Here is a 22,936-nt window from a genome sequence, read left to right on the forward strand (position 1 = left end):
TGCGGGTGCGCCCTCCCGCAGTGCCGCCGAAGTCTCTAGGCTCGTAAGTTCACCCAACAGTCGAAGGACACCCACATGCGCCGCGCCTTGATCGTCGTTGACGTGCAGAACGACTTCTGCGAGGGAGGCAGCCTCGCGGTGGCCGGTGGTGCCGATGTGGCCGCCGCCGTCACCGAGCTGATCGGGCAGGCGGCGGGCTCCGGCTACCAGCATGTGGTGGCCACCCGCGACCACCACATCGCACCCGGCGGCCACTTCGCGGACAACCCCGACTTCGTGCACTCCTGGCCCGCGCACTGCGTCGCCGGGACCGAGGGGGTGGGATTCCACCCGAACTTCGCGCCGGCCGTCGCCTCCGGGGCGATCGACGCGGTCTTCGACAAGGGGGCGTACGCGGCGGCGTACAGCGGGTTCGAGGGGGCCGACGAGAACGGCGTGACGCTCGCCGACTGGCTGCGGGCGCGGGAGGTCTCCGAGGTCGACGTGGTCGGGATCGCCACGGACCACTGCGTACGGGCCACCGCGCTGGACGCGGCCCGGGAGGGCTTCCGTACGCAGGTCCTCCTCGACCTCACCGCCGGGGTCGCCGAGACGACGACCGAGCGGGCGATCGAGGAGCTGCGGGAGGCGGGCGTCGAGCTGTCCGGGAAGCCGGTCGTCTAGGGCCCTCAGGCCGGTGCCGTCGGCCTCCTCAGCAGTGACCTGATCGGATGCCACAGCTCCTGGACCAGCTCCGGACCGCCCACGACAGCGTTGTCAGGGGCCGTACGCCATATCAGGCCGTCCGGGTGGTGGAGTACGGCCGTGATCTCGTCCGGGGTCGGGGGCGCGCCGTTGCCGCGCAGGTACACCGCGCGCAGGCCCAGGTTGCGCAGCCTGGTCAGGGCGCGCGCCCGGTTGTGGGCGTGGACGAGTACCCGCACGCTGCCGCAGCCGTCGGTGGGCGGGCGGGGCAGGTTCAGCGCCACCACCACCCTGCCGTTCGGCAGCTTGCAGAAACCTCCTGCGGCCATGCGGTCACACCCCCGTGTGCGTCGGTGTCAATAAGGGAGCCACAGGACGCACCTAAACACGATCGGCGGCAACCCGCCAGGGGTTGCCGCCGATACGCTTCTGACCTGCGGTTTTACTTCTTCTTGGCCGAAGGTCCGACCTGGAGCGTGATCGTCGAGCCGTTCAGGGGCTCCTTGACGATCTTGATCCGGGTGTCGGTGTCAGTGATGTTGACACCTGCGAACGGGTTCGACGTGTCGTAGTAGCTCGACGTGCCGTCGTCGAAGACCGGGACGCCCGGCTTGGACTTGATCTTCGTCGGGACGTCGGCCTTGTGGAGCGTGATCGAGTCCGTCGGGTACCAGCTGAAGGTGGAGTCGTAGGCCTGGATGCGGTTGCGCATCAGCGTGCTGTCGGACCACTTCAGCGCGGTCGGGTGGGAGTCGACCGGCAGGATCAGGCCCTCACCGGGGTGCTGGCTGGTGTTGTCGTCCGCCTGGGAGGTGTCCCACTTCCAGATCAACAGGCCGTTCTGGTAGGCGTAGTGCTCCACCCAGTCCGGACGGGTCGTCGAGAAGCCGTAGTTGTACGGGCCGACCTTCAACACCTTGTCGTACGACACGTATTGGCGGTTCTCGGCGAGGTAGTACTGCGCGTAGTCGTCCGTGATCGAGGCACCGATGCGGGAGAAACCGTTCGCGGTCCAGGCGGTGTCCGCCGTCTCGGCGTTGTCGGAGAAGAGGGTCGCGCCGTCGGCGGTCACCGTGATCTCGTCGGCCGCGAAGCCCTTCTGGGCGACTCCGCCGTCGGTCTGGTAGCGGAAGCGCAGCTGGATGTTCTTGCCCGCGTAGGCGTCCAGCGGGAAGGTCAGCTTCTGGTGGGCGTCGACCGTGCCGGTGAGGGCGGGCTTGCCGCTGCCGTCCCTCGGGATGGCGGTGCCGTCGGCCAGAGTGCCGTCGACCGGCGTCCAGTTGGCGCCGTCGGTGGAAACCTCGGTGTAGAGGTAGTCGAAGTCCTGCTCGATGTCCCACCAGCCGTCGAGGGTCAGCGCCGCCGAGGACTTGCCGGTCAGGTCGAGCGGGCGGGTCAGGGTGTTGCGCAGGTCGTCACCGCTGCCGCTCCACCACTGGGTGGCGCCCTGTGCCGGGGTGACCACCTGGGTGGTGACCGTCTTCTTCGGCAGCTGGACCACGAGCGCCTGCGCGTTCTTGGTGTTGTACTCCGCTACGCCCAGCCTGTGGGTGGACCTCTTGCCCGCCGTGGCCACGTCGTAGTCGAGCCAGCCCAGTTGGAGCTTGTCCCAGGCGTTCATGTCGCCGGGCAGGTCTCCGATGGAGTCCTTGCCGGTGCCGAGCCAGGAGCCGGAGGACATCAGGGTCCAGAAGCCGGTGGAGTTCTCGCCGCCGCCGGAGGTGTCGTACTCGTCGGGCAGGCCGAGGTCGTGGCCGTACTCGTGGGCGAAGACGCCCAGGCCGCCGTTCTCCGGCTGGATGGTGTAGTCGCCGACCCAGATGCCGGTGTCGCCGATCTGGGTGCCGCCGAGCTTGTTGCCGGCCGGGCCGGAGGCGCCGGCGTCGCTGGCGAAGGCGTACCAGCGGTGGGCCCATATGGCGTCCGCGCCCTGGGCGCCGCCGCCGGCGGACTCGTCCTCGCCGGCGTGCACGATCTGGAAGTGGTCGATGTAGCCGTCGGGCTCGTTGAAGTTGCCGTCGCCGTCGAAGTCGTAGCGGTCCCACTGGTCGAACTCGGCCAGTTCCGCGGCGATTTCGGCGGCCGAGTCACCGGCGGCCTCGCGCTCGGCGACCCAGGCGTTGACGCCGTCCTGGACCGCGTACCAGGCGCCGGTGGGGGCGTCGTTGGAGCCGTAACGGGCCTCGTTGTAGGGGACCTTGACCCAGTCGGTCACTTCGCCCTCGACCGAGTAGCGGCCCGAGGACTGCTTCTCGTAGTACTTCTTCAGCGACTCGCTCTTCTTGCCGGTGCCGAAGTAGAGGTCCTGGAAGTGCGCCTGGTTGTAGTCCGCCTGCCAGGCCGTGCTGTTGTCCTGCTTGCGGTCCGGCTGGGCGATCTTGTTGTGCAGCGGGCCGGTCGTGCCGCCGTAGCGGGGGTCGACCTGGTCGCCGAACTCCACCAGGATGGTGAAGATCTTGTCGGTCTTCTCCCGGCCGAGTTCGACGTACTTGCTGTCGCCCTTGCGGCTCTTGAGCTCGACCACCTGGGAGCCGTTGCGGTTCTTCACCGTGGCGTTCCCGGATATGACCTGGTCGAGGGCCTCCTGGCGCTGGGCCTCCTTGGTCTTGGTCAGCGGGCCGTCGAAGTCGTGCTCCCTGGCCTTCGCCGGCTGTGGGTCGTTCCGGTCGACCGCGGAGGTCTGCGCGGAGCTGTCCGCGGCCTGTGCCACGGCGAACGTCGAGAACGTGGCCGAGGCGGCCGCGAGGGCGACGATCGTCGCCGCCGTCCTGAACGTCCAGGATCTGTCAGTCACTTGTGCCCCTCCCCTATCAAGGCAAGTGAGCCGTATTTGACTAAAGGTTGGGGAGAAAAGACAGATCTTGACTTGGACCCGTCAATTGCATTATTGGGAGCCGGTGTTCGTATTGCGGACACGTGACGGCGACACGACGGGCGCGCACAGCCGTCCACTTGATGGACGTCATGACTCCGTGCGCCCCCTGTGCTCCGGCACTGTTGGTTAGGTCACGCTTACCGTTCGTTCCACTCGGGCACACAGGCGATTAGAGTCGATTGGCGGAACGCCCGGGTGTCGGCGGAATGCCAGGCCGACGCCCCCCGTGGACCCCCGATTCCGAGGACACGATTGCCATGCCTCGTCCGACCGCCGCACAGATCGCCTACGGTTCGATCACCGTCATCTTCTCGACGCTCGCCATGCTGCTGCTGTCACAGACGAGTTCGGCCGTGGGGACCGCGGTCATCGCCGTCTCGGCGCTCGCCCTCGGCCTGCTGGTCGCCATGACGGTGCCGCAGCCCAAGCCCCGCGTGGTGGCGGTGAGCAGGCCCGCCGGGCGTCCAGCCGAGCACACAGCGGAAGAGCCCGTACCTGCCGTGGCCACAGGCTCCAAGACCGCCGCCTGAACCCCGCGTCGCCGAGCCGGGCGCGCCGGGTCCCCGGGGTCGCCGGGACGAGCCTGGGCGGGCCCGTCGCAATCGCCATCGGTCGCCCGCAGCTCTGCCGTCCAGGCCGTGCCCGGTCCCGAAGTCACCGCTCAGGCCCCGCCGGCACGACCCCGACACGGGCACGCCGAGTCGTCCCCGGGGTCGCCGAGGACGAGCCGGAGCGGGCCCGCCGCAATCGCCGTCGATCGCCGGCAGCTCGGCGGTCCAGGCCGTGCCGGTCCCGAAGTCACCGCTCACACCCCGCCGTCACGACCCCGGCACGGGCACGCCAAGTCGTCCCCGGGTTCGCCGAGGACGAGCCGGAGCAGGCCCGTCGCAATCGCCGTCTATCGCCGGCAGCTCGGCGGTCCAGGCCGTGCCCGGTCCCGAAGTCACCGCTCACACCCCGCCGTCACGGTCCCGGCCGCTCGGCCCACGTGCTCCCCGGGATGACGTTCCGGCCCGGCCGGGTCAGGTGGTGCTGACCACCACCACCGTCTTCGCCGCCTTGTCGTGCAGGCCCTGCTTGTAGGGCTTGTCGAAGTAGCTCCAGCCGCCACAGATGGCGGTCCAGATACAGGCGCAGCAGAACGCGAACGGGATCCACAGCACCGCCGAGCGGATCAGCGTGGTCTGCGTGGAGGGCGTGGAGCCGTTGTCGAGGTTCGCCACCCGCATGCCCAGCCACTTCTTGCCGAGCGTCTGCCCGGACCGGGAGATCATGATCGTGTCGTAGGCGATGTAGAGCACCGCGGCGAGTGCCGACTGGGCGAGCGACTTGCCGTACTGCATGTCGTCGCTGTCGACGTTGTACTCGCTGACCCCGACACCCCAGGTGATCAGCCAGACGACGACGGCCACCATGATCATGTCGATGATCCGGGCGAGCGTGCGCCGGCCGCTGGGTGCCAGCGGGGGCATGCCGGCCAGCGGGTCGGCGGGGCCACCGCCGTACGGGTCACCGCCGCCGTGGGGACTTCCGCCGTACGGCGGCGGCGTGTTGTACGGCGATCCCGAGCCCTCGGCAGGCGGGGGCTGCTTCCTGAACGGGTCGTCATCCGGCGGCTGCTGTCCGGAGCCGGGAGGCGGTTCACTGCTCATGGCCCGAGTCGACCGCGAACCTCCCGGCTCCGCATCCGGCGGGCGGCCGTACGGAGTACCGAATCCCGTACGCCGTTCGCGGGACCGGCTCAGCCCGCCACGAACGTATGCGCCGCCTTGTCGTGCCAGCACTGGCGCCACGGCCGGTCGAACAGGCACCACGCGACGCCCACGAGACCGATACCGAGCAGGCCCGGCACACTGTAGACCAGCCAGCGGCGCAGGGCACCGGCGAAGGACGGGGGCTCGTGGCCCTCGATGTCCCGCACCTCCAGGCCGAGCAGCTTCTTGCCGAGGGTGCGGCCCCACTTGGCGGTGGGCAGCGCCTCGTACAGGGCACCGGCGACGAGGAGCACGGCGACCACGATGCCGAGGTACACCGACGTGGTGCCGTCCAGCAGCCAGACCGTCACGGTCTCGCCGGACAGCTTGGCCGCGTCGACCTTGTCGTTGATGTGGTCGGCCGCCTTGGTGCCGAGGGGGACGGCGGCGACGGCGGTCACGGCGCCGACGACGAGGGTGTCCAGGAGGCGTGCGGCCAGGCGCTTGCCGAGGCCGGCGGGCCTGGCGGAGGCCTGGCGGCGGGCGGCCGCCTGGAAGATGTCCTCCACCGGCGGCTTCCAGGGGGCGGGCTGCTCCTCGTCGGGCCCGGCAAGGCGGTGCACCTGCTGGGCCCAGGAGGGCTGACCGCCACCGGGGCCCGCGCTCATGGGAGTGGCGGGGGGCTGGGCGCCGGGGTGCTGGGCGCTTGCGGCCTGCTGCGGGACGCCTTGGTGGGGCATGCCCTGCTGTCCGGTGCCCTGCGGGGGCACGCCCGGAGGGGCCGTCTGCGGGCCGGAGGCGGGGGCGGACTGCTGGGGGCCGGAGAGGGGTGCGGCAGCGGCGGAGGCGGGGCCCTGGGGGCCTGCGGCACCGGTCCCCGCGGCGCGCTCGGCGGCGGCCTTGCCGGCACCGAAGCCGGGGCCCTGGGGTCCGGTGGGGGCGACGCCGCCGTCGGGTGCGGCGGACTGGGCGCCCGCGGCGCCGGTCGGGCCCGAGTACGCGGGCCCCGGCGTGCTTCCGTTCTGCGCCCCGGGCGCCCCGCTCTGCTGCGCCGTGCGCGGGGAGACCGCGCGGAACTTCATGGTCCCGTCGTCGGACTGCTGGGCGGCTCCCGCTCCCCCGGACCCGGCCGTGGGCCGGCGGAAGACACGGGTGCCGCCGTCCTCGTCCGGCTCGGCGGGCGGGATCGCCGCGGTGCCGTCGGTACGGGCGGCCTGCCCGTCCGGCCGGCCCGGGGAGGCACCGTCGGCGGCCCGGCCGGCACCGGCCACCCTCGGGTCGGCGCCCCGCGGACCACCCTGCTGCGGTACACCCTGCCGAGCACCCTGAGATCCGCCTGTCCCGCCCTGCTGACCGCCGGGTGCGGCCCCCTGGGGCTGACCTCCCTGCGGCGGTACCTGCTGAGCCTGCCCGGGGCCCTGCGGGGACCCCCACGACACCCTGCGGTCCTGGTCGCCGCCGAAGCCCCCCTGGTGGGTCCGGTCGGCACCCCACGCGGACGCGGGTTCGGGGCGGCTGCCGTGCTGGGTGTCGGGGTGCGGGGCTTCCTCGGCCGGGTCCTCGTCGAAGAAGTGTGGGCCCGTCTCCTCCACCGCGCCGGGTGCGGGGCCACCGCCCGCCGGTGGCGCGAGCGGTTCGCCGGCCGCAGGGGCGGGACGGCTGGTGCCCGGCACCCAGGAGGAACCGTTCCAGTAACGGACATATCCAGGAATGGACGGGTCCGGGTAATAGCCCTCACGGGGCCTGTCGTCACCGGGTGCCGGGGTTGGGGCGCTCATGTCCGTCGTCCCGTATCTGCTCGGGGGTCAATAGAGGGGGCTACACATCTATCAGACCGGCGCAAGACCCACCGCCAGTCCCACCGGACCCACCCCTTTTGAGCACGACCTGACACCGGCCGTGATACCGACCGCGGTACCGGCCGTGACGCCGACCGCGAGACGGCCGGAAAAAAGTTCGCCGAATCCGCGTAATGATCCCGCCCCCTCCCCGCTCTCCACTCGTACGGGCCCACCGCAGGACCCCGACGAGAGCCGAGAGAGGAACGAACGCCATGCACCGCACGGTGGTAGAGCGCGAACTGGAGCTCACACTCATCCTGTCGCCCGAGCGCGGCATCCCGGTCCCGGCCCGGCTGGGCTACCGCAGCGACGACCCCTTCGCCGTCCACGTCACCTTCCACATCGGTTCGGACCACCCCGTCCACTGGACCTTCGCCCGCGAACTCCTCGTGGAGGGCGTGTTCCGCCCGTGCGGGTACGGAGACGTGCGGGTGTGGCCGACGAAGGTCGCGGGCCGCGGCGTCGTCGTGATGGCGCTGAGCTCCCCCGACGGCGACGCCCTTCTGGAGGCCCCGGCCGCGCAGGTCTCGTCCTGGCTGGAGCGCACGCTGAGGGTGGTCGCCCCGGGCTCCGAAGGGGAGCAGCTCGGTATCGACGACGGCCTCGCCGAGCTGCTGGCCCCGACCCCGGCCGACGACCTCTGGCTGGGCGACCCCTGGCCGAGCGACGAGTCGGCGGACGGGGAGTGATCCCCCGGCGGGAGCAGGAGCACTATCAGAACAGCTTGCCCGGGTTCAGGATCCCCAGCGGGTCGAAGACCCCCTTCACCGCCCGCTGCATCTCCACCCCCACCGGGCCGATCTCCCGCGCCAGCCACTCCTTCTTCAGTACGCCCACGCCGTGCTCCCCGGTGATCGTGCCGCCGAGCTCCAGGCCGAGGGCCATGATCTCGTCGAAGGACTCGCGGGCGCGCCGGGACTCGTCGGGGTCGGCCGCGTCGAAGCAGACCGTGGGGTGGGTGTTGCCGTCACCCGCGTGGGCGACGACACCGATGGTGAGCTGGTGTTTCTCGGCGATCCGCTCGGTCCCCTCGAGCAGCTCGCCGAGCCGGGAGCGGGGCACGCACACGTCGTCGATCATCGTGGTGCCCTTGACGGCTTCAAGGGCGGTGAGGGAGAGCCTGCGGGCCTGGAGCAGCAGTTCCGACTCGGCCGCGTCGTCGGCCGGGACGACCTGCGAGGCGCCCGCCGCCTCGCACAGCGCGCCGACCGCCGCGAGGTCGGCCGCCGGGTCCGTGGTGTCGAAGGCCGCGAGGAGGAGGGCCTCGGTGGTCTCCGGGAGTCCCATGTGCGCCAGGTCGTTGACGGCCTTGACCGTCGTACGGTCCATCAGTTCGAGGAGGGACGGCACGTGCCCGCCCTCCATGATCCGGCACACCGCGTCGCAGGCGGCGGCCCCCGAGGCGAACTCGGCGGCGAGCACCAGCTGCTCGGGCGGCTTCGGCCTGAGTGCCAGGGTCGCCTGTACGACGATGCCGAGCGAGCCCTCGGAGCCGACGAAGAGGCGGGTCATGTCGTATCCGGCGACTCCCTTGGCGGTGCGGCGGCCGGTGGACATGAGCCGTCCGTCGGCGAGGACGACGTCCAGTCCGAGGACGTACTCCGCCGTCACCCCGTACTTCACACAGCACAGTCCGCCGGACGCGGTGCCGATGTTGCCGCCGATCGTGCACATCTCCCAGCTGGAGGGGTCCGGCGGGTAGTAGAGGCCGAGTTCGTTCACCGCGCGGGAGAGGGTCGCGTTGACGACGCCGGGTTCGACGACGGCGATGCGGTCGACCGGGTTGATCTCCAGGATCCGGTCCATCTTGGTCAGGGACAGCACGATGCAGCCGTCGGAGGCGTTGGCCGCGCCCGACAGGCCCGTGCGGGCGCCCTGGGGGACGACCGGGACGCGCAGTTCGGTGGCGACGCGCATGACGTGCTGGACCTGCTCGACCGTGCGCGGCAGGACGACCACGGCGGGGGTGCCGGCCGGGCAGAAGCTCGCCATGTCGTTGGCGTAGGAGACCGTCACGTCCGGGTCGGCGAGGACGGCCTCGGCGGGCAGAGCGCTCAGCAGACGGTCGACGAGGTTGCCGGTGACCTCGTCGCGGGGGGCTTCGATACGGCTCATGATCACAGCGTCGCACCGGGGGCCATCGGTGTGAACCCCACCAGCGCCGACTACCGAGCGCCGCAGTGTGGTCGTCGTATTGACGCACAGTGAGCGCCATGGAGAACCAAGCCACGGAGAACCGGCGGGCCCGGCTGCGCGGGCGTGTGGTGCCGGCCGCGGTCGCGGGCTGCGCGGTGCTCGGTACGGCGCTGATGCTGCTGCCCCCGGAGCGGCCGGCGCCCCGCTCGCCCGCCCCGGCCCCGGGCGCCCAGGCACTGTCGGCGGTCGCCGCCGGGGTGCCGGCCGCGCTGCCCGACCTGGCGGCGCTGATCGGTGCGCGGGAGAGCCATCTGCGCAGGCATCCCGAGGACGCCGAGTCGTGGGCGGTGCTCGGGACGGCGTACGTCGAACAGGCGCGGCGGACGGCCGACACGGCGTTCTACGCGAAGGCCGACGGCTCGCTGCGGACGTCCTTGCAGGTACGCAGGAACGCGGCGGCCCTCGGTGGTCTGGCCGTCCTCGCGAACGCGCGCCGGGACTTCCGGACCGCGCTGACCTGGGGTGAGGCGGCGCGGGAGCTGGAGCCGAAGCGGTGGACGACGTATCCGGCGCTGATCGAGGCGTACACGGGGCTCGGGGACTACAAGGCGGCTCACGGGGCGCTGGAGCGGCTGATGGAGCTGCGGTCGGGGCCTGCGGTGCGGGCGCGGGCGGCGGCCGTGTACCGGGACCGGGGCTGGCGCGAGGACGCGGCGGCCCAGCTGGCCGACGCGGCGGCGGGGGCGCGGGCACCGGCGGAGCGGGCCGAGTATCTGGAGCGGGCCGGGCAGCTCGCCTGGGAGCGCGGCGACCGCGAGGACGCGCTGCGGCACTTCCAGGAGGCGGTCCGTATCGACCCCGACCAGCGGGCCGCGCAGGCCGGGCAGGGGCGGGCCCTTGCGGCACTGGGCCGCACGACGGAGGCCCTGAACGCCTACCGGATGGCCCTCGCGAAGCAGCCGCTGCCGCAGTACGCCCTGGAGCTGGGCGAGTTGTACGAGTACCTGGGGCTCGGGCAGGCGGCCCGGGTGCAGTACGACCTGCTGCTGGCGAGCGTGCGGAGCGCCGCGGTGTCCGGGGCCGACGAGGAGCTGGTTCTCGGGCAGTTCGAGGCGGACCACGGTGACCCGGCTTCCGCCGTGCGGCGGCTCGGGGCCGAGTGGCGACGGCAGCCGGGGATCGCGGTGGCGGACGCGCTGGGGTGGGCGCTGCACCGGGCGGGTGAGGACCGGGAAGCCCTGCGGTACGCCCGGATCGCGACGGACAAGGCGCACGGGGGCGGGGTGCGCAGCGCGCTGTACGCGTATCACCTGGGCATGATCGAGCGGGAGCTGGAGCAGCCCGCCCCCGCGCGCCGGCATCTCCAGGAGGCCCTGCGGATCAACCCCTACTTCTCGCCCTCGCGGGTGCGAGCGGCGCGGGAGGCGTTGGCGGCGCTGGGAGACGTGCCGGACCAGGACCTGCCGGTGAGGGACGCTAAGGCGGTCACACCGCGGCCGTACCGATGAGGGCGTTCCTCGTCACCAGCGCCGCCAGCTCCTCCTCGCCCAGTCCTTCGGTGGCCTGAGGTCTGCGCGGCAGGACCATGTAGCGGGTCTCCGCGCTGGAGTCCCACACCACGATGTCCACGGAGTCGGGCAGGGTGAGGCCGAACTCCCGCAGGACGGCACGGGGTTCGCGGACCACGCGGGAGCGGTAGGCCTCGGACTTGTACCAGCTGGGAGAGGGGCCGAGGAGGCGGAGCGGGTAGCAGGAGCACAGGGTGCAGACGATGACGTTGTGGACGGACTCGGTGTTCTCCACGACCCTCAGGCGCTGGTACGAGCCCTCCATGTGGCCGAGTTCCTGGACCGCCGCCGTGCCGTCCGCGAGCAGCCGGGCCCGGTAGGCGTCGTCGGTCCAAGCGCGCGCCACGACCCGTGCTCCGTTCGCCGGCGAGGACTCCGCGAGGAACGCGTCGATCGCCTCGTCCAGCCGCTCGCCGGTGATCAGCCCCTTCTCCTCCAGGAGGGTCTCCAGGCGCCGTACCCGCCGGGCGATCGTCGCGTCGGTGTGGTGGTCACCGCTCATCTTGGCGGTCCTCCTCCAGATAGCTCTCCCACAGGTCCAGTACGACGTGGTGGTCGCCCTCGCCCCACAGGTCACGGGCCGCGAAGCGGACGGCGTAGATCTGCTCGACGGGTGCGTCGCCGCGGCCCTGCGCGCTGATGTCGGGCAGTTCGTCGGGACCCTCCGGCTCGACGACCACGCCCCGCTTGCCGCGCGCGTAGCGAGGCAGGCGGGTGTGGTGCGGCGGGTCGTGGAGGAAGGTGCGGACCCGGGTGCCGGGCGGGAACCGGTCGGGGGGCGCGTCAGTCATCGAGCTCACCCGGCTCGATCACGCCCTTGCGCTCCAGCAGCGAACAGATCGCCAGGAACCAGCGTTCGTAGTACGAGGTCGCCAGATAGTCCGCCGGCGGCATGGACTCGATCGCGTCCCGGAACTCGTTCGTGTTGAAGATCCCTTGTGCCCGCAGGGTGTTGTAGAGCCCGACCACCCGGGCCTCCCAGTCCGCGTGGAAGGGCTCGGTGTCGTCGGTGGTGTCGATCGCACCGAAGCCCTGGGTGCCGCCCACGTCGTTGATCCTGGCCATGGGGCCCAGCCTACGAGCGTTACGGGGAAAGGGGGTGCTCGTTAGAGGTTGCCCCGCTTCTCCTGCTCTCGTTCGATGGCCTCGAACAGGGCCTTGAAGTTGCCCTTTCCGAAGCCCATCGAGCCGTGCCGCTCGATGAGTTCGAAGAACACGGTCGGCTTGTCCTGGACCGGCTTGGTGAAGATCTGCAGCAGGTAGCCGTCCTCGTCGCGGTCGGCGAGGATCTTCAACTCCCTGAGCGTGTCGACCGGTACCCGGGTGTCCCCGACCCACTCGCCGAGGGTGTCGTAGTAGGAGTCGGGGGTCTCGAGGAACTGAACTCCCGCCGCGCGCATGGTCCTCACGGTCTGCACGATGTCGTTGGTGTTCAGCGCGATGTGCTGGACGCCCGCGCCGCCGTAGAACTCCAGGTACTCGTCGATCTGGGACTTCTTCTTGGCGATGGCGGGCTCGTTGATCGGGAACTTCACCTTGAGCGTGCCGTCGGCCACGACCTTCGACATCAGCGCGCTGTACTCGGTGGCGATGTCGTCGCCCACGAACTCCTTCATGTTCGTGAAGCCCATGACCTTGTTGTAGAAGCCGACCCACTCGTTCATCCGGCCGAGCTCGACATTGCCGACGCAGTGGTCGACGGCCTGGAAGGTGCGGTGGGCGGGAGGTTCGACGATCGGGGCGGCCGCGGCGAAGCCCGGGAGGTAGGGGCCGTCGTAGCCGGTGCGCTCGACCAGGGTGTGCCGGGTCTCGCCGTAGGTGGCGATCGCGGCGAGGACGACCGTGCCGTGCTCGTCCTTCAGCTCGTACGGCTCGGCCACCGAGCGGGCGCCGTGCTCGAGGGCGTAGGTGTAGGCGCGGCGGGCGTCCGGGACCTCGATGGCGAGGTCGATCACGCCGTCGCCGTGCTCGGCCACGTGCTGGGCGAGGAAGTGGCCCCAGGGGGTGGCGGGCTTGATGACCGAGGTGAACACGAAACGGGCGGAGCCGTTCTCCAGCACGTACGAGGCGGTCTCGCGGCTGCCGTTCTCCGGCCCGGAGTAGGCCACGAGCCGCATGCCGAAGGCGGTCGAGTAGTAGTGCGCGGCCTGCTTGGCGTTGCCGACGGCGAAGACGACCGCGTCCATTCCCTTGACCGGGAAGGGGTCGGCCTGCCGGGCGGTGTCGGGAGCGTGGTGTGTGGTCTGCGTCATGTCCGAAGCCTGGCCCCGGTCTGCAAGGTGCGCAATAGTTTGCGTATTCACTGGGCAATATGTTCAGCGATACGGCCGCCTCGGCGGCCTTTCTGTACAGGATGACCACTGGTCGGAGGCCTGCGTGGGGATCGACGAGCTGGACGGGCGGATCATCGTGCTCCTCGCGCGCGAGCCGCGGATCGGGGTGCTGGAGATGTCCAGGCGGCTGGGGGTGGCCCGGGGGACCGTGCAGGCGCGGCTCGACCGGCTTCAGTCGAACGGAGTCATCCGGGGATTCGGTCCGCAGGTGGATCCGGCGGCGCTCGGCTACCCGGTGACCGCGTTCGCCACGCTCCAGATCCGGCAGGGGCAAGGGGCCGACGTACGGGCGCACTTGGCGACCGTGCCGGAGGTCCTGGAACTGCACACCACCACCGGCAGCGGGGACATGCTGTGCCGCCTGGTGGCCCGCTCCAACGCCGATCTCCAACGTGTGATCGACCGGGTTGTCGGTTTCGATGGGATCGTCCGGGCCGCCACCGCGATCGTCATGGAGAACCCCGTTCCGCTGCGGATCATCCCGCTGGTGGAGCAGGCGGCGGAGGACTCGGCGAGGACCTGACCGCGACCGTGGGGTGAGCCGTGTGAGCTTCTGGGAGTACCTCGGCAACCGCCACCAGCAGCTGCTCACGGACGCCTACCAGCACGCGAGCGTCGTCTTCCAGTGCATGGTCGTGGCGACCGTGATCGGGGTGCTGATCGGGGTCGTCACCTATCGGAGCGGGTGGGGAGGCAATCTCGCCACCATGGCCACCTCGACCATTCTGACCATCCCCTCGCTCGCCATGATCGGTCTGCTCATCCCGGCCGTGGGCCTGGGCGTACCGCCGACGGTGATCGCCCTGACGCTGTACGGGCTGCTGCCGATCGTGCGCAATGCGATCGTCGGGCTGCGCGGGGTCGATCCCTCGCTGGTGGACGCGGCCAAGGGCATCGGGATGTCCCGGGTGATGCGGCTGGTACGGGTCGAGCTGCCGCTCGCCTGGCCGCCGGTCCTGACCGGGATCCGGGTCTCGACCCAGATGCTGATGGGTATCGCCGCGATCGCCGCCTACGCCTCCGGGCCCGGCCTCGGCAACGAGATCTTCCGCGGCATCGCCTCGCTGGGCAGCAAGAACGCGCTCAACCAGGTGCTCGCCGGCACGCTCGGGATCATCGTCCTCGCCCTGCTGTTCGATGCCGCGTACGTCCTCGTCGGACGGCTGACCATTCCGAGGGGGATCCGTGCCTGAGACGTCCGGCACCTCAGGTGCGTCCATCGAGCTGGAGAACCTGACCAAGAGGTATCCCGGCACTCCGCTGCCAGCCGTCGACAACGTCACCATGGAGATCAAGGCCGGCGAGCTCGTCGTCTTCGTCGGGCCGTCCGGATGCGGCAAGTCGACGACACTCAAGATGATCAACAGGTTGATCGAGCCGACCGGCGGACGCATCCGGATCAACGGCGAGGACGTGACCGACATCGATCCGGTCAAGCTGCGCCGCAAGGTGGGTTACGCGATCCAGTCGGCCGGTCTCTTCCCGCACATGACGGTCGCGCAGAACATCGCGCTCGTGCCGAAGATGATCGGCTGGGGAAAGGGCCGGATCAAGGACCGCGTGGAGGAGCTGCTCGACCTCGTCGGGCTCGACCCCGGGGAGTTCCACGGCCGCTATCCACGGGGGCTCTCCGGCGGCCAGCAGCAGCGGGTGGGGGTGGCGAGGGCGTTGGCGGCCGATCCGCCCGTCCTGCTGATGGACGAGCCGTTCGGGGCGGTCGACCCGATCACCCGCGACCATCTCCAGGACGAGCTGATCAGGCTCCAGCACGAGCTGCACAAGACGATCGTCTTCGTCACCCATGACTTCGACGAGGCGATCAAGCTCGGCGACCGGATCGCCGTCCTGCGCGAACGGTCCCACATCGCCCAGTTCGACACCCCCGAGGCCATCCTGACCAACCCGGCGGACGACTTCGTGTCCGGTTTCGTCGGAGCCGGGGCGGCGCTGAAGCGGCTGAACCTCACCCGCGTACGGGATGTGGAGATCACCGGCTATCCGACGGTGACCGTCGACGACCCCATCCAGGAGATCTTCACCAAGCTCCGGGGCAGCGGCACGAACGAGATCCTGCTGCTCGACAGGCGCGGACGGCCGTACAAGTGGCTCAGGCGCGGCGACATGATGCGCGCCAAGGGGGCGCTGGCCCGGGCCGGGACGCCGGTGAGCGACACGGTGACCAGGGACGCGACGCTGCGGGACGCGCTGGAGGCCGTGCTGACCGACAACGCGGGGCGGGTCGCGGTGACCGGGCGGCGCGGTGAGTACACGGGGGTCGTCGACATGGAGACGCTCATGAACTCCGTGCACGAGCTGCTGGAGGCCGACCGGCTGGAGGCCAGGGAGCACCAGCACGCGCTGGAGGAGATCCGGGCCGCACAGACGCACGCCGAGCAGGAGGGGGCGTGACGAGCCCCGAGCTGGAGATGCCGGAGACGGTCGAACCGGAGGAGACCGTGGAATTGGAAGTGACGGTCGAACCGGAGGAGACCGACGCCCCTCCCCCGCCGGACCCGCCCAGCAAGCGGGTGACCTGGCAGAAGCTGACCTTTCTGCCCGCGTTCCTCATCGCCGTCCTGCTCGCGACCTGGCTGTGGTTCGAGCAGGCCGACCTGGACCCGATCTCCGAGAACGCGCTGTCGAACGGGCAGGTGTCCAAGGCCCTGTGGCAGCAGGTGGAGCTGACGGCGATCTCGACGTTCTTCGTGCTGATCATCGCGATCCCGCTGGGGATCGTGCTGACCCGCAGAGCCTTCCGGAAGGCGAGCCCGGTGGCGATGGCGGTCGCCAACATGGGCCAGGCGACCCCGGCGATCGGCCTGCTGGCCCTGCTGGTGATCTGGCTGGGCACGGGCATGAAGGCGGCTCTGATCGGCATGGTCGCCTACGCCGTCCTGCCGGTCCTGTCGAACACGATCGCGGGCCTGAAGGCGAACGACCCGACCCTGCTCGAGGCGGCACGGGGCATCGGGATGTCGTCCATGGAGGTGCTGTCGCGCGTCGAACTCCCGCTGGCCGTCCCGCTGATCCTCGCGGGCGTCCGCACGGCCCTCGTCCTCAACGTCGGTACGGCGACCCTCGCGACCTTCGGCGGGGGCGGCGGCCTAGGCGTCCTGATCACGACCGGCATCACCACCCAGCGGATGCCGGTGCTGATGCTCGGCTCGATCCTCACGGTGACGCTGGCCCTGCTGGTCGACTGGCTGGCCTCCTTGGCCGAACTGCTGCTCAGGCCACGGGGGTTGGAGGCAGGGGGCACATGAAGCGGACCTGCCTGCCGACGGCCGGAGCCCTGCCTGCCCAGTCCCCAGGGGCCGGAGGTAGACACGTGAGACGGACACGTCTGGTACTGGCCGGGGTCCTGGTTCTGCCCTCCTCCCGCACACCGACCAGCAGCTCCCCCACACCCGCCCACGTGAAGCCAGGCCCGATGCCGCACAACCGGCCCACCCCACCAACCCAACCGCGGCACAAACCCCAGCGGCCGGAGGCGGACACGTGAGACGGACATGTCTGGCGCTGGCCGGGATCCCGGTCCTGCTGTCCGGTTGCGGGCTGACCAGTGGCTCCCCCATGGTCGACGATGTGAAGCCGGGTTCGATCGGGCGGGGTGAGCCGCTCGAGGGCGCGGATCTGACGGTCACGTCGAAGGAGTTCACCGAGCAGCTGATCCTCGGCGCGATCATGGGGATCGCGTTCCAGGCGGCCGGGGCGGATGTAGTCGACCGCACGGGGATCCAGGGGTCGGTCGGTGCGCGGGAGGCGGTCAAGTCCGGTGACGCGGACGGGATGTACGAGTACACGGGCACCGCGTGGATCACGTACCAGGGCAACGGTGAGCCGATCGACGATCCGCAGGCGCAGTGGGCGGCGGTACGGAAGGCCGACCTGGGGAACGGGCTGACGTGGCTGCCGAAGGCGCCCCTGAACAACACCTACGCCCTCGCCATGAACCAGGCCGGCTTCAGGAAGTACGGCACGAGGACGCTCTCCGACGTGGCAGCGCTGGCGAAGAAGGACTCCGGTGCGGTGACGCTGTGCGTGGAGGGCGAGTTCGCCAACCGCGCGGACGGGCTGCCGGGCATGGAGAAGGCGTACGGGATGAGCGTCCCGGCGAAGAACATCACCCAGATGGACACCGGGATCATCTACACCCAGGTGGCGAAGGGCAGTTGCCGGTACGGGGAGGTCTTCACGACCGATGGGCGCATCAAGTCCATGAACCTGGTGGTGATGCGGGACGACCGGAAGTTCTTCCCCAACTACAACGCGGCTCCCGTGATCAACTCCAAGACCCTGAAGAGGTGGCCGGCCATCGCGGAGGTCCTGAACCCGGTCACGAAGAAGCTGGACAACACGGTGGCGCGGGAGTTGAACGCGAAGGTGGATGTCGCCGGGGAGGATCCGCATCAGGTGGCGCTGGACTGGATGAAGGCGCAGGGGTTCGTGGAATAGGGGCCGGCCGTCGCCGGGACACGGTTACAAAGAACCCGTTGCAAAGAACTCTTTGCAACGCTATCTTTGTACGCATGCCGGAAGAGCCCAACGTACGGAAACTCGACGCCCGTTCACTGCGCGGGCTGGCCCATCCCCTGCGGATGCAGCTGCTGGACGCCCTGCGCCACGGCGGCCCCGCCACCGCGTCCCAACTTGCCGAGAAACTGGGCGAGTCGAGCGGCGCCACCAGCTACCACCTGCGCCAACTGTCCGCGCACGGCTTCGTGGAGGACGCCCCGGAGCGCGGCAAGGGGCGGGAGCGCTGGTGGAAGGCCGTCCACAAGGGGCTGAGCTTCGACGACACCCTGCTCACGGACAGCGACCCGGCCGTGCGCGGAGCCGCCGACATGTACCTCCACGAGGTCGCCACCACCCAGATCCAGAACCTCTCCAACTGGCTGGGCGAGCGCGCCACCTGGCCCGAGGAGTGGAACCGCGTCTGGGACATGAGCAGCGCGACGCTACGGCTGACCCCCGAGCTGACCAAAGAACTCATCGAGAAGATGCACGCCCTGGTCGACACCTACCGCGACCGGCCCACCACCGGAGACGACGCGGCCCCGGTACGCATCCACACGCACGCCTTCCCGATCACCACGGACTGAAAGGGCCCCGCCATGCACCCCGAGACCCACCTCGCCCTGCACCACCTCCACGCCGCCGACCTCCGCGCCGCCGACCTCCGTGCCGAGGCCGACGCGCACCGCCTCGCCGCCCAGGCCAAGCGGCCGTACGCCATCAGGACCCGGCTCGGCTGGACCCTGGTGGAGGTCGGACTCCGGCTGGCCTCCCCCAGGCCGGCCCTCGCGCACTAGCAGGCGGGGACGGACCCCTTACCCGACTCCAGCGCGGTCAGCGCACTCACCGCGCCCTTCAGGGACGTCACCGGGATCAGCCGCAGCCCCTTCGGCAGCTCCGCCTTCGCGTCGGAGCACTCCTCCTCGGGGACCAGGAACACCGTCGCCCCGTCCCGCTTCGCGGCCTGCGTCTTCAGTGCCACTCCGCCCACCGCGCCGACCGTGCCGTCCGCGTCGATCGTCCCCGTCCCGGCGATGGTGCGGCCGCCCGTGAGGTCGCCCCCGGCGCCGTCACCGTTCAACTTGTCGATGATCCCCAGGGTGAACAGCAACCCCGCGCTCGGCCCGCCGACGTCCGCGAGCTTCAGCGTGACCTCGACCTTGTCGTCGCCGAGCTTCAGGTAGTTCAGGGCCGCCTCGGTCGCCGCGTCCTGGGACTCCTTCATCTGCGCGGTGTTGTGCTTCTCGATCTCCTTGACGCTCTGCCCGCTCGGGTAGACCGCGTCGTGGGGCATGACCGCCCGGTCGGTGCTGAACCAGCTGTCGAAGACGTCACCGAGCGAGACATGGGTGTCGGGCCCGGTCGCCTCGATGGTCGTCATCCGCAGCTGCCCGCTCGTCGTACGCGTCTTCGCCCCGGAGATCGTGATCACCTCCGCGCCCTTGTTCTCGCCGAGCACGTTCGCCGTCATCCCGGGCTGCGCCAGCGCGAACGGCAGCGGCGCGAAAAGGGCCGTGGCGACCAGTGCCACGACGGGCAGGGCACAGACGGCGACGGCCTGGGGGCGCGTGAGGCGAGAGAGCACGGGATCAATCTAACGCGGCGGTCACTTCCGGCCACGAGCCGGTCAGCCCCCGTACAGGTCCCGCCTCGCGCGCGTGAAGCGCCGTAGGACATCGGGCAGCGGTTCGACGCCGATGCCCGGGGTGCGCGGTACCGGCAGGTGGCCGTCCACCAGGACGAACGGCTCGGTGATGTCCTCCGCGAAGTAGCGCGCGGAGGCCGAGGTGTCGCCGGGGAGCGTGAAGCCGGGCAGGGCGGCCAGGGCGAGGTTCGGGGCGCGGCCGATTCCCGTCTCCAGCATGCCGCCGCACCACACCGGCACGCCGTGCGCGCGGGCCACGTCGTGGATGCGGCGGGCCTCCAGATAGCCGCCCACGCGCGCGGGCTTGATGTTCACGACCCGGCACGCGTCCATCGCGATCGCGGAGGCGGTGTCCCGGGCGTTGTGCAGGGACTCGTCGAGGCAGACGGGGGTGGCGATACGGCTCTGGAGGCGTGCGTGGCCGTACAGGTTGTTCTCGTCCAGCGGCTCCTCGATCAGCAGCAGCCCGAACTCGTCGAGCCGCCGCAGGTGTTCCGCGTCCGCGAGGGTGTACGCCGTGTTGGCGTCGACCTGGAGGGGCAGTGCGGCGCCGAAGCGCTCGCGCACGGCCCGTACCGGCTCGACGTCCCAGCCGGGTTCGATCTTCAGCTTGATCCGGACGTACCCCTCGGCGAGATACCGCTCCACGTCGTCCAGCAGCTCCGGCACGGAGTCCTTGATCCCCACCGACACCCCCGCGGGCACCCGCTCGCGCACCGCGCCGAGATACACCGCCAGCGGCATGCCGTACGAGCGCAGCTCCGCGTCGAGGACGGCCGTCTCCAGGGCCGCCTTCGCCAGCTCGTGCCCCTTGATCCCGCTGACGGCGGGCCCGACCAGCGCTGCCGTGAGGGTGGGCAGTGCCGCCACCCTCGGCACCAGGAAGTCCCGCAGGACGAGCTCCGCGCCCGCCACGAACTCCGAGCAGTACCGCGGCTGGCTGTCGGCGGCGAACTCCGACCAGCCCTCGGCGGTGTCCGTGACGACGTGCAGCAGGAAGGTGTCCTTCGTCGTCATCATGCCGAAGGAGGTGCGGAAGGGGCTGACGAGCGGGATCGCCACATGGACGACCTCGACGCGTTCGAGTTTCATACGGTGCCTTCCTCGTCGTTCTCGCGGGTGAGCGTGTACCAGCCGTCGCGGGACATCCCGGTCGCCCGGAATCCCTGCCTGAAGGCCTCCGTGAAGACCTCGCGCACGGCCCGCCGCCAGCGCAGCGCGAGCGCCGGGTCGGCGGCCCGCAGTTTGACGACGTCGTCCGGGACCCGGCACCAGACGTGCAGGTCGGCGAGGTCGCGGCGGGCGAGGGTTGCTCCGTCGGGGGCACGGTGGGTGGCGGGTGCGGCCTCGCGCTCCCCCGGGTCGTACGGCCGGCCCGGCGCCACCAGGTCCCAGGTCACCGTCAGCCGGTCGCTCTCGTCGCCGTCGTTCACGCCGTCCCTCATGGGGCCGTAGAAGTCGACGACGTACTCGGTGCCCACCGCGCCCAGCTTGGCCAGGTTGAAGCGGGCGTTGCGGGCGACCAGCGGGTCGAAGGTCCAGCGCATGGTGCGGGCGCCGAGGCCGAGCGCCCAGTCCCGCTGCGCCTGCTTCACCGGCTGCCCGAGCCCGGGATCCGCGGCGGCGACCAGGGAATACACCTCCTGCGAGCCCGGCGGCCCGAACACGGCGACACAGGCCCCGGCGAGGCGCTCACCGTCGTACGCGGCATGCACCGCGCCACCCGCGTGGACCAGGCTGTGCAGCACCTCGGCCGGATAGGGCGGGGCCGTGCGCGGGGTCCGCCACACCTCGCCGAAGTACGCGCTGACGGCACCGAGGCCGGCGACGTCGTGGACGGTACGGATACTCACTCCGGTCATGTGCCGAGTCTCCGGCCCGGCGGCCCGCTCCGGGTTGTGCGGTCTTACAACACCTGCGTACGTTTCTTTGCGGATCGGCCAAACCATCCTTTGGGGGCACCCATGGACGCCTGCACCCTCGGGGATCTCCTGGATGCCGTCGGCGGTACGTCCGTACGCCTGCACACCGCGCCCGCCGGGCTCGCCGTCCCGGTCACCGAGGTGCTCCTTTACGACGCCCACACCCCGCTCCCCCGGGTGCCGGGCGCGCTGCTGCTGGCGGTCGGGGTGCGGGCGGCCGCGGCCGGACCGCTGGTGAGGGCGGCCGCGGAGGCCGGGATGACCGGCCTGGTGGTGCGCGGTGCGGACGGGCCGACGGCCGAGGCGGAGACGTACGGCGTGGCGCTGCTGTCCGTCGCCGAGGACACGGCCTGGCACCGGGCACATCTGCTGCTGGCCTCGGCGATCGGCGCCCGGCCGGTCCCCGCCACGGGCGGCCACGGCGACCTCTTCGCGCTCGCCGACGCCATCGCGGCGGCGACCGGCGGGGCGACGGCCGTGGAGGACCCGCGGCAGCGGATCCTCGCCTACTCCACCGTCCCCGGCCAGCCGGTCGACGAGGATCGCCGCCAGGGCATCCTGGGCCTCCAGGTACCGGCGGATGTGGAGAACACCGAGCAGTACCGGATGCTGTTCGCGGCCGACGGCCCGCTGCGGCTGCCCGCGCTGGGGGACGGCACCCTCCCGCGTCTCGCGGTCGCCGTCCGGGCCGGCGGGGAGACCCTCGGCTCGGTGTGGGTCGTCGACGACGGCACGCTCGCGGCGGACGCGGAGGAGACGCTCGTCCAGGGGGCGTCGACGGCGGCACTGCTGCTCCTGCGGGCGCGGGCGGCACAGGAGCTGGCCCGGCACCAGAACAGCGATCTGCTGCGGCGGGTGCTGGAGGGAACGGCGGACGCGGCAACGTCCGCCGTGGGGCTGGGAGTCGAGGGCCCGGTACGGGTGGCCGCCTTCGTCCTGGACGCGGCCGGCCTTCCGGACGCCGAGCAGACCGGGCTACGGCTGCTGGACGTCGTACGGCTGCAGTGCGCGGCGCGGTACGGACGGCATGCGTGTGTGCTGGTCGACGGCGTGGTGTACGCGCTGTTGCCGGCGCCCGGGGGTCGTCACCGGCGGCTGGCGGAGGACATCGTCGCGCGGGCGGGGCAGTCGCTGAGGGTGTCGGTGCGGGCGGGGCTGGGTGAGGTGGTGGCGGGGCTCGGGGAGGTGGCAGGGTCGCGGGCGGACGCCGATCTGGTGCTGCGGGTGCTCGGGCCCTCGCTGCCGGTGGCGACGATCGACGAGGTGCGGCCGCGGGTGACGCTGCTGCGGCTTGCCGAAGTACTCGGTGAAAAGCGGGAGTTGACCGAAGGATCCTGGCGGCGGGTGCTGGCGTACGACGGCGAGCACGGGACGGAATACGCCCGCACGCTGGTCTGTTGGTTCGACGCGGGGTGCGATGTGACGGAGGCGGCGAGGCTGCTGGCCGTGCATCCGAACACGTGCCGTTACCGGCTGAAGCAGGTGCGCAAGCAGGTCGGGCTCGACTTGGACGATCCCGACGAACGGCTGGTGCTGTGGCTGCAGTTGAGGGTGCTGGCGGGGCTCGGGGCGGCGGTGGTTGCGGGTTGAGCACGTGGAAATGTCGGCCGACGGCCGTCGGCTCAGCGCGTGGGCATGTCGACCGGCGGCAACCGCACCCACCCCACCCAGGGGCGCGGGGCTGTATCGATGTGCGGCTACCGCCGCGCGGGCGCGACCAGCC

The 22,936-nt window shown here is 71.0% G+C and carries 24 protein-coding genes; 12 read left to right on the forward strand and 12 right to left on the reverse strand.

Annotated features, from left to right (window positions below):
• Positions 1–75: 75 nt before the first annotated feature.
• Positions 76–663, forward strand: a complete 588-nt coding sequence (locus RNB18_RS32540; protein WP_311717696.1) for an isochorismatase family protein — start codon at positions 76–78, stop codon at positions 661–663.
• A 5-nt stretch (positions 664–668) separates the two neighbouring features.
• Here RNB18_RS32540 and RNB18_RS32545 read toward each other — a convergent pair whose 3' ends face one another.
• Positions 669–1,013 (reverse strand): hypothetical protein, encoded by a 345-nt coding sequence (locus RNB18_RS32545; protein WP_311717697.1) that lies wholly within the window; start codon positions 1,011–1,013, stop codon positions 669–671.
• Positions 1,014–1,126: 113 nt separating this feature from the next.
• A complete protein-coding gene (locus RNB18_RS32550; RefSeq protein ID WP_311717698.1) occupies positions 1,127–3,478 on the reverse strand; it encodes an immune inhibitor A domain-containing protein in 2,352 nt (783 codons plus the stop codon).
• Positions 3,479–3,816: 338 nt separating this feature from the next.
• Between RNB18_RS32550 and RNB18_RS32555 the strand changes: the two genes are divergently transcribed.
• A complete protein-coding gene (locus tag RNB18_RS32555) occupies positions 3,817–4,089 on the forward strand; it encodes a hypothetical protein (RefSeq protein ID WP_311717699.1) in 273 nt (90 codons plus the stop codon).
• Positions 4,090–4,581: 492 nt separating this feature from the next.
• On the opposite strand, the gene RNB18_RS32560 is transcribed toward RNB18_RS32555, so the two are convergent.
• Positions 4,582–5,211, reverse strand: a complete 630-nt coding sequence (locus RNB18_RS32560) for an RDD family protein (protein WP_311717700.1) — start codon at positions 5,209–5,211, stop codon at positions 4,582–4,584.
• 89 nt (positions 5,212–5,300) lie between these two features.
• On the reverse strand, positions 5,301–7,031 hold the full coding sequence (locus tag RNB18_RS32565; protein WP_311717701.1) for an RDD family protein: 1,731 nt from the start codon (positions 7,029–7,031) through the stop codon (positions 5,301–5,303).
• A 275-nt stretch (positions 7,032–7,306) separates the two neighbouring features.
• Here RNB18_RS32565 and RNB18_RS32570 point away from each other — a divergent pair, with 275 nt between their 5' ends.
• Entirely contained in the window at positions 7,307–7,783 is a 477-nt protein-coding gene (locus RNB18_RS32570) for an SsgA family sporulation/cell division regulator (protein WP_311717702.1), read from the forward strand.
• Between the two features lie 25 nt (positions 7,784–7,808).
• Here RNB18_RS32570 and RNB18_RS32575 read toward each other — a convergent pair whose 3' ends face one another.
• Positions 7,809–9,215, reverse strand: coding sequence for an FAD-binding oxidoreductase (locus RNB18_RS32575; protein ID WP_311717703.1), 1,407 nt, complete (start codon positions 9,213–9,215; stop codon positions 7,809–7,811).
• Positions 9,216–9,307: 92 nt separating this feature from the next.
• On the opposite strand from RNB18_RS32575, the gene RNB18_RS32580 reads away from it, so the two are divergent.
• On the forward strand, positions 9,308–10,738 hold the full coding sequence (locus RNB18_RS32580; RefSeq protein ID WP_311717704.1) for a tetratricopeptide repeat protein: 1,431 nt from the start codon (positions 9,308–9,310) through the stop codon (positions 10,736–10,738).
• Here the strand turns inward: RNB18_RS32580 and nthA are convergent.
• From nthA to hppD, 4 genes are read right to left on the reverse strand one after another with little or no spacing between them, the layout of a single operon-like run.
• Positions 10,716–11,300, reverse strand: coding sequence for a nitrile hydratase subunit alpha (gene nthA, locus RNB18_RS32585; RefSeq protein ID WP_311717705.1), 585 nt, complete (start codon positions 11,298–11,300; stop codon positions 10,716–10,718). The genes RNB18_RS32580 and nthA overlap by 23 nt on opposite strands.
• Positions 11,290–11,589 (reverse strand): SH3-like domain-containing protein, encoded by a 300-nt coding sequence (locus RNB18_RS32590; RefSeq protein WP_311717706.1) that lies wholly within the window; start codon positions 11,587–11,589, stop codon positions 11,290–11,292. The genes nthA and RNB18_RS32590 overlap by 11 nt, the downstream gene beginning before the upstream one ends.
• On the reverse strand, positions 11,582–11,863 hold the full coding sequence (locus RNB18_RS32595) for an SH3-like domain-containing protein (RefSeq protein WP_057610845.1): 282 nt from the start codon (positions 11,861–11,863) through the stop codon (positions 11,582–11,584). The genes RNB18_RS32590 and RNB18_RS32595 overlap by 8 nt, the downstream gene beginning before the upstream one ends.
• A 41-nt stretch (positions 11,864–11,904) precedes the next feature.
• On the reverse strand, positions 11,905–13,050 hold the full coding sequence (gene hppD, locus RNB18_RS32600) for a 4-hydroxyphenylpyruvate dioxygenase (RefSeq protein WP_311717707.1): 1,146 nt from the start codon (positions 13,048–13,050) through the stop codon (positions 11,905–11,907).
• 124 nt (positions 13,051–13,174) lie between these two features.
• Here hppD and RNB18_RS32605 point away from each other — a divergent pair, with 124 nt between their 5' ends.
• From RNB18_RS32605 to RNB18_RS32635, 7 genes are all read left to right on the forward strand, one after another.
• A complete protein-coding gene (locus RNB18_RS32605) occupies positions 13,175–13,654 on the forward strand; it encodes an Lrp/AsnC family transcriptional regulator (RefSeq protein ID WP_057610843.1) in 480 nt (159 codons plus the stop codon).
• 22 nt (positions 13,655–13,676) lie between these two features.
• The gene (locus RNB18_RS32610) at positions 13,677–14,324 is read left to right on the forward strand and encodes an ABC transporter permease (RefSeq protein WP_311717708.1); all 648 of its coding nucleotides are present in this window, start codon (positions 13,677–13,679) and stop codon (positions 14,322–14,324) included.
• Positions 14,317–15,540 (forward strand): betaine/proline/choline family ABC transporter ATP-binding protein, encoded by a 1,224-nt coding sequence (locus RNB18_RS32615; RefSeq protein ID WP_311717709.1) that lies wholly within the window; start codon positions 14,317–14,319, stop codon positions 15,538–15,540. Before RNB18_RS32610 ends, RNB18_RS32615 begins: the two co-directional genes overlap by 8 nt.
• Positions 15,541–15,557: 17 nt before the next feature.
• Complete coding sequence (locus RNB18_RS32620; RefSeq protein ID WP_311717786.1) at positions 15,558–16,394, forward strand: ABC transporter permease; 837 nt, start codon at positions 15,558–15,560, stop codon at positions 16,392–16,394.
• A gap of 235 nt (positions 16,395–16,629) precedes the next feature.
• A complete protein-coding gene (locus RNB18_RS32625; RefSeq protein WP_311717710.1) occupies positions 16,630–17,586 on the forward strand; it encodes a glycine betaine ABC transporter substrate-binding protein in 957 nt (318 codons plus the stop codon).
• A gap of 74 nt (positions 17,587–17,660) precedes the next feature.
• Positions 17,661–18,233: an ArsR/SmtB family transcription factor gene (locus RNB18_RS32630; RefSeq protein ID WP_311717711.1), complete on the forward strand. Its 573-nt coding sequence runs from the start codon at positions 17,661–17,663 to the stop codon at positions 18,231–18,233.
• A gap of 12 nt (positions 18,234–18,245) precedes the next feature.
• A complete protein-coding gene (locus RNB18_RS32635) occupies positions 18,246–18,443 on the forward strand; it encodes a hypothetical protein (RefSeq protein ID WP_311717712.1) in 198 nt (65 codons plus the stop codon).
• Here the strand turns inward: RNB18_RS32635 and RNB18_RS32640 are convergent.
• From RNB18_RS32640 to RNB18_RS32650, 3 genes are read right to left on the reverse strand one after another with little or no spacing between them, the layout of a single operon-like run.
• Positions 18,440–19,231, reverse strand: a complete 792-nt coding sequence (locus RNB18_RS32640) for a S16 family serine protease (RefSeq protein WP_311717713.1) — start codon at positions 19,229–19,231, stop codon at positions 18,440–18,442. The two genes, RNB18_RS32635 and RNB18_RS32640, sit on opposite strands and share 4 nt — an antisense overlap.
• 42 nt (positions 19,232–19,273) lie before the next feature.
• Positions 19,274–20,383 (reverse strand): o-succinylbenzoate synthase, encoded by a 1,110-nt coding sequence (gene menC, locus RNB18_RS32645; RefSeq protein ID WP_311717714.1) that lies wholly within the window; start codon positions 20,381–20,383, stop codon positions 19,274–19,276.
• On the reverse strand, positions 20,380–21,153 hold the full coding sequence (locus RNB18_RS32650) for a chorismate synthase (protein ID WP_311717715.1): 774 nt from the start codon (positions 21,151–21,153) through the stop codon (positions 20,380–20,382). Before RNB18_RS32650 ends, menC begins: the two co-directional genes overlap by 4 nt.
• A gap of 102 nt (positions 21,154–21,255) precedes the next feature.
• Between RNB18_RS32650 and RNB18_RS32655 the strand changes: the two genes are divergently transcribed.
• Positions 21,256–22,803 (forward strand): PucR family transcriptional regulator, encoded by a 1,548-nt coding sequence (locus tag RNB18_RS32655; RefSeq protein ID WP_311717716.1) that lies wholly within the window; start codon positions 21,256–21,258, stop codon positions 22,801–22,803.
• Positions 22,804–22,936: the final 133 nt, after the last annotated feature.

Origin of the sequence: Streptomyces doebereineriae, from assembly GCF_031845645.1 — a bacterium.
In the GTDB taxonomy this organism is placed as follows: domain Bacteria; phylum Actinomycetota; class Actinomycetes; order Streptomycetales; family Streptomycetaceae; genus Streptomyces; species Streptomyces canus.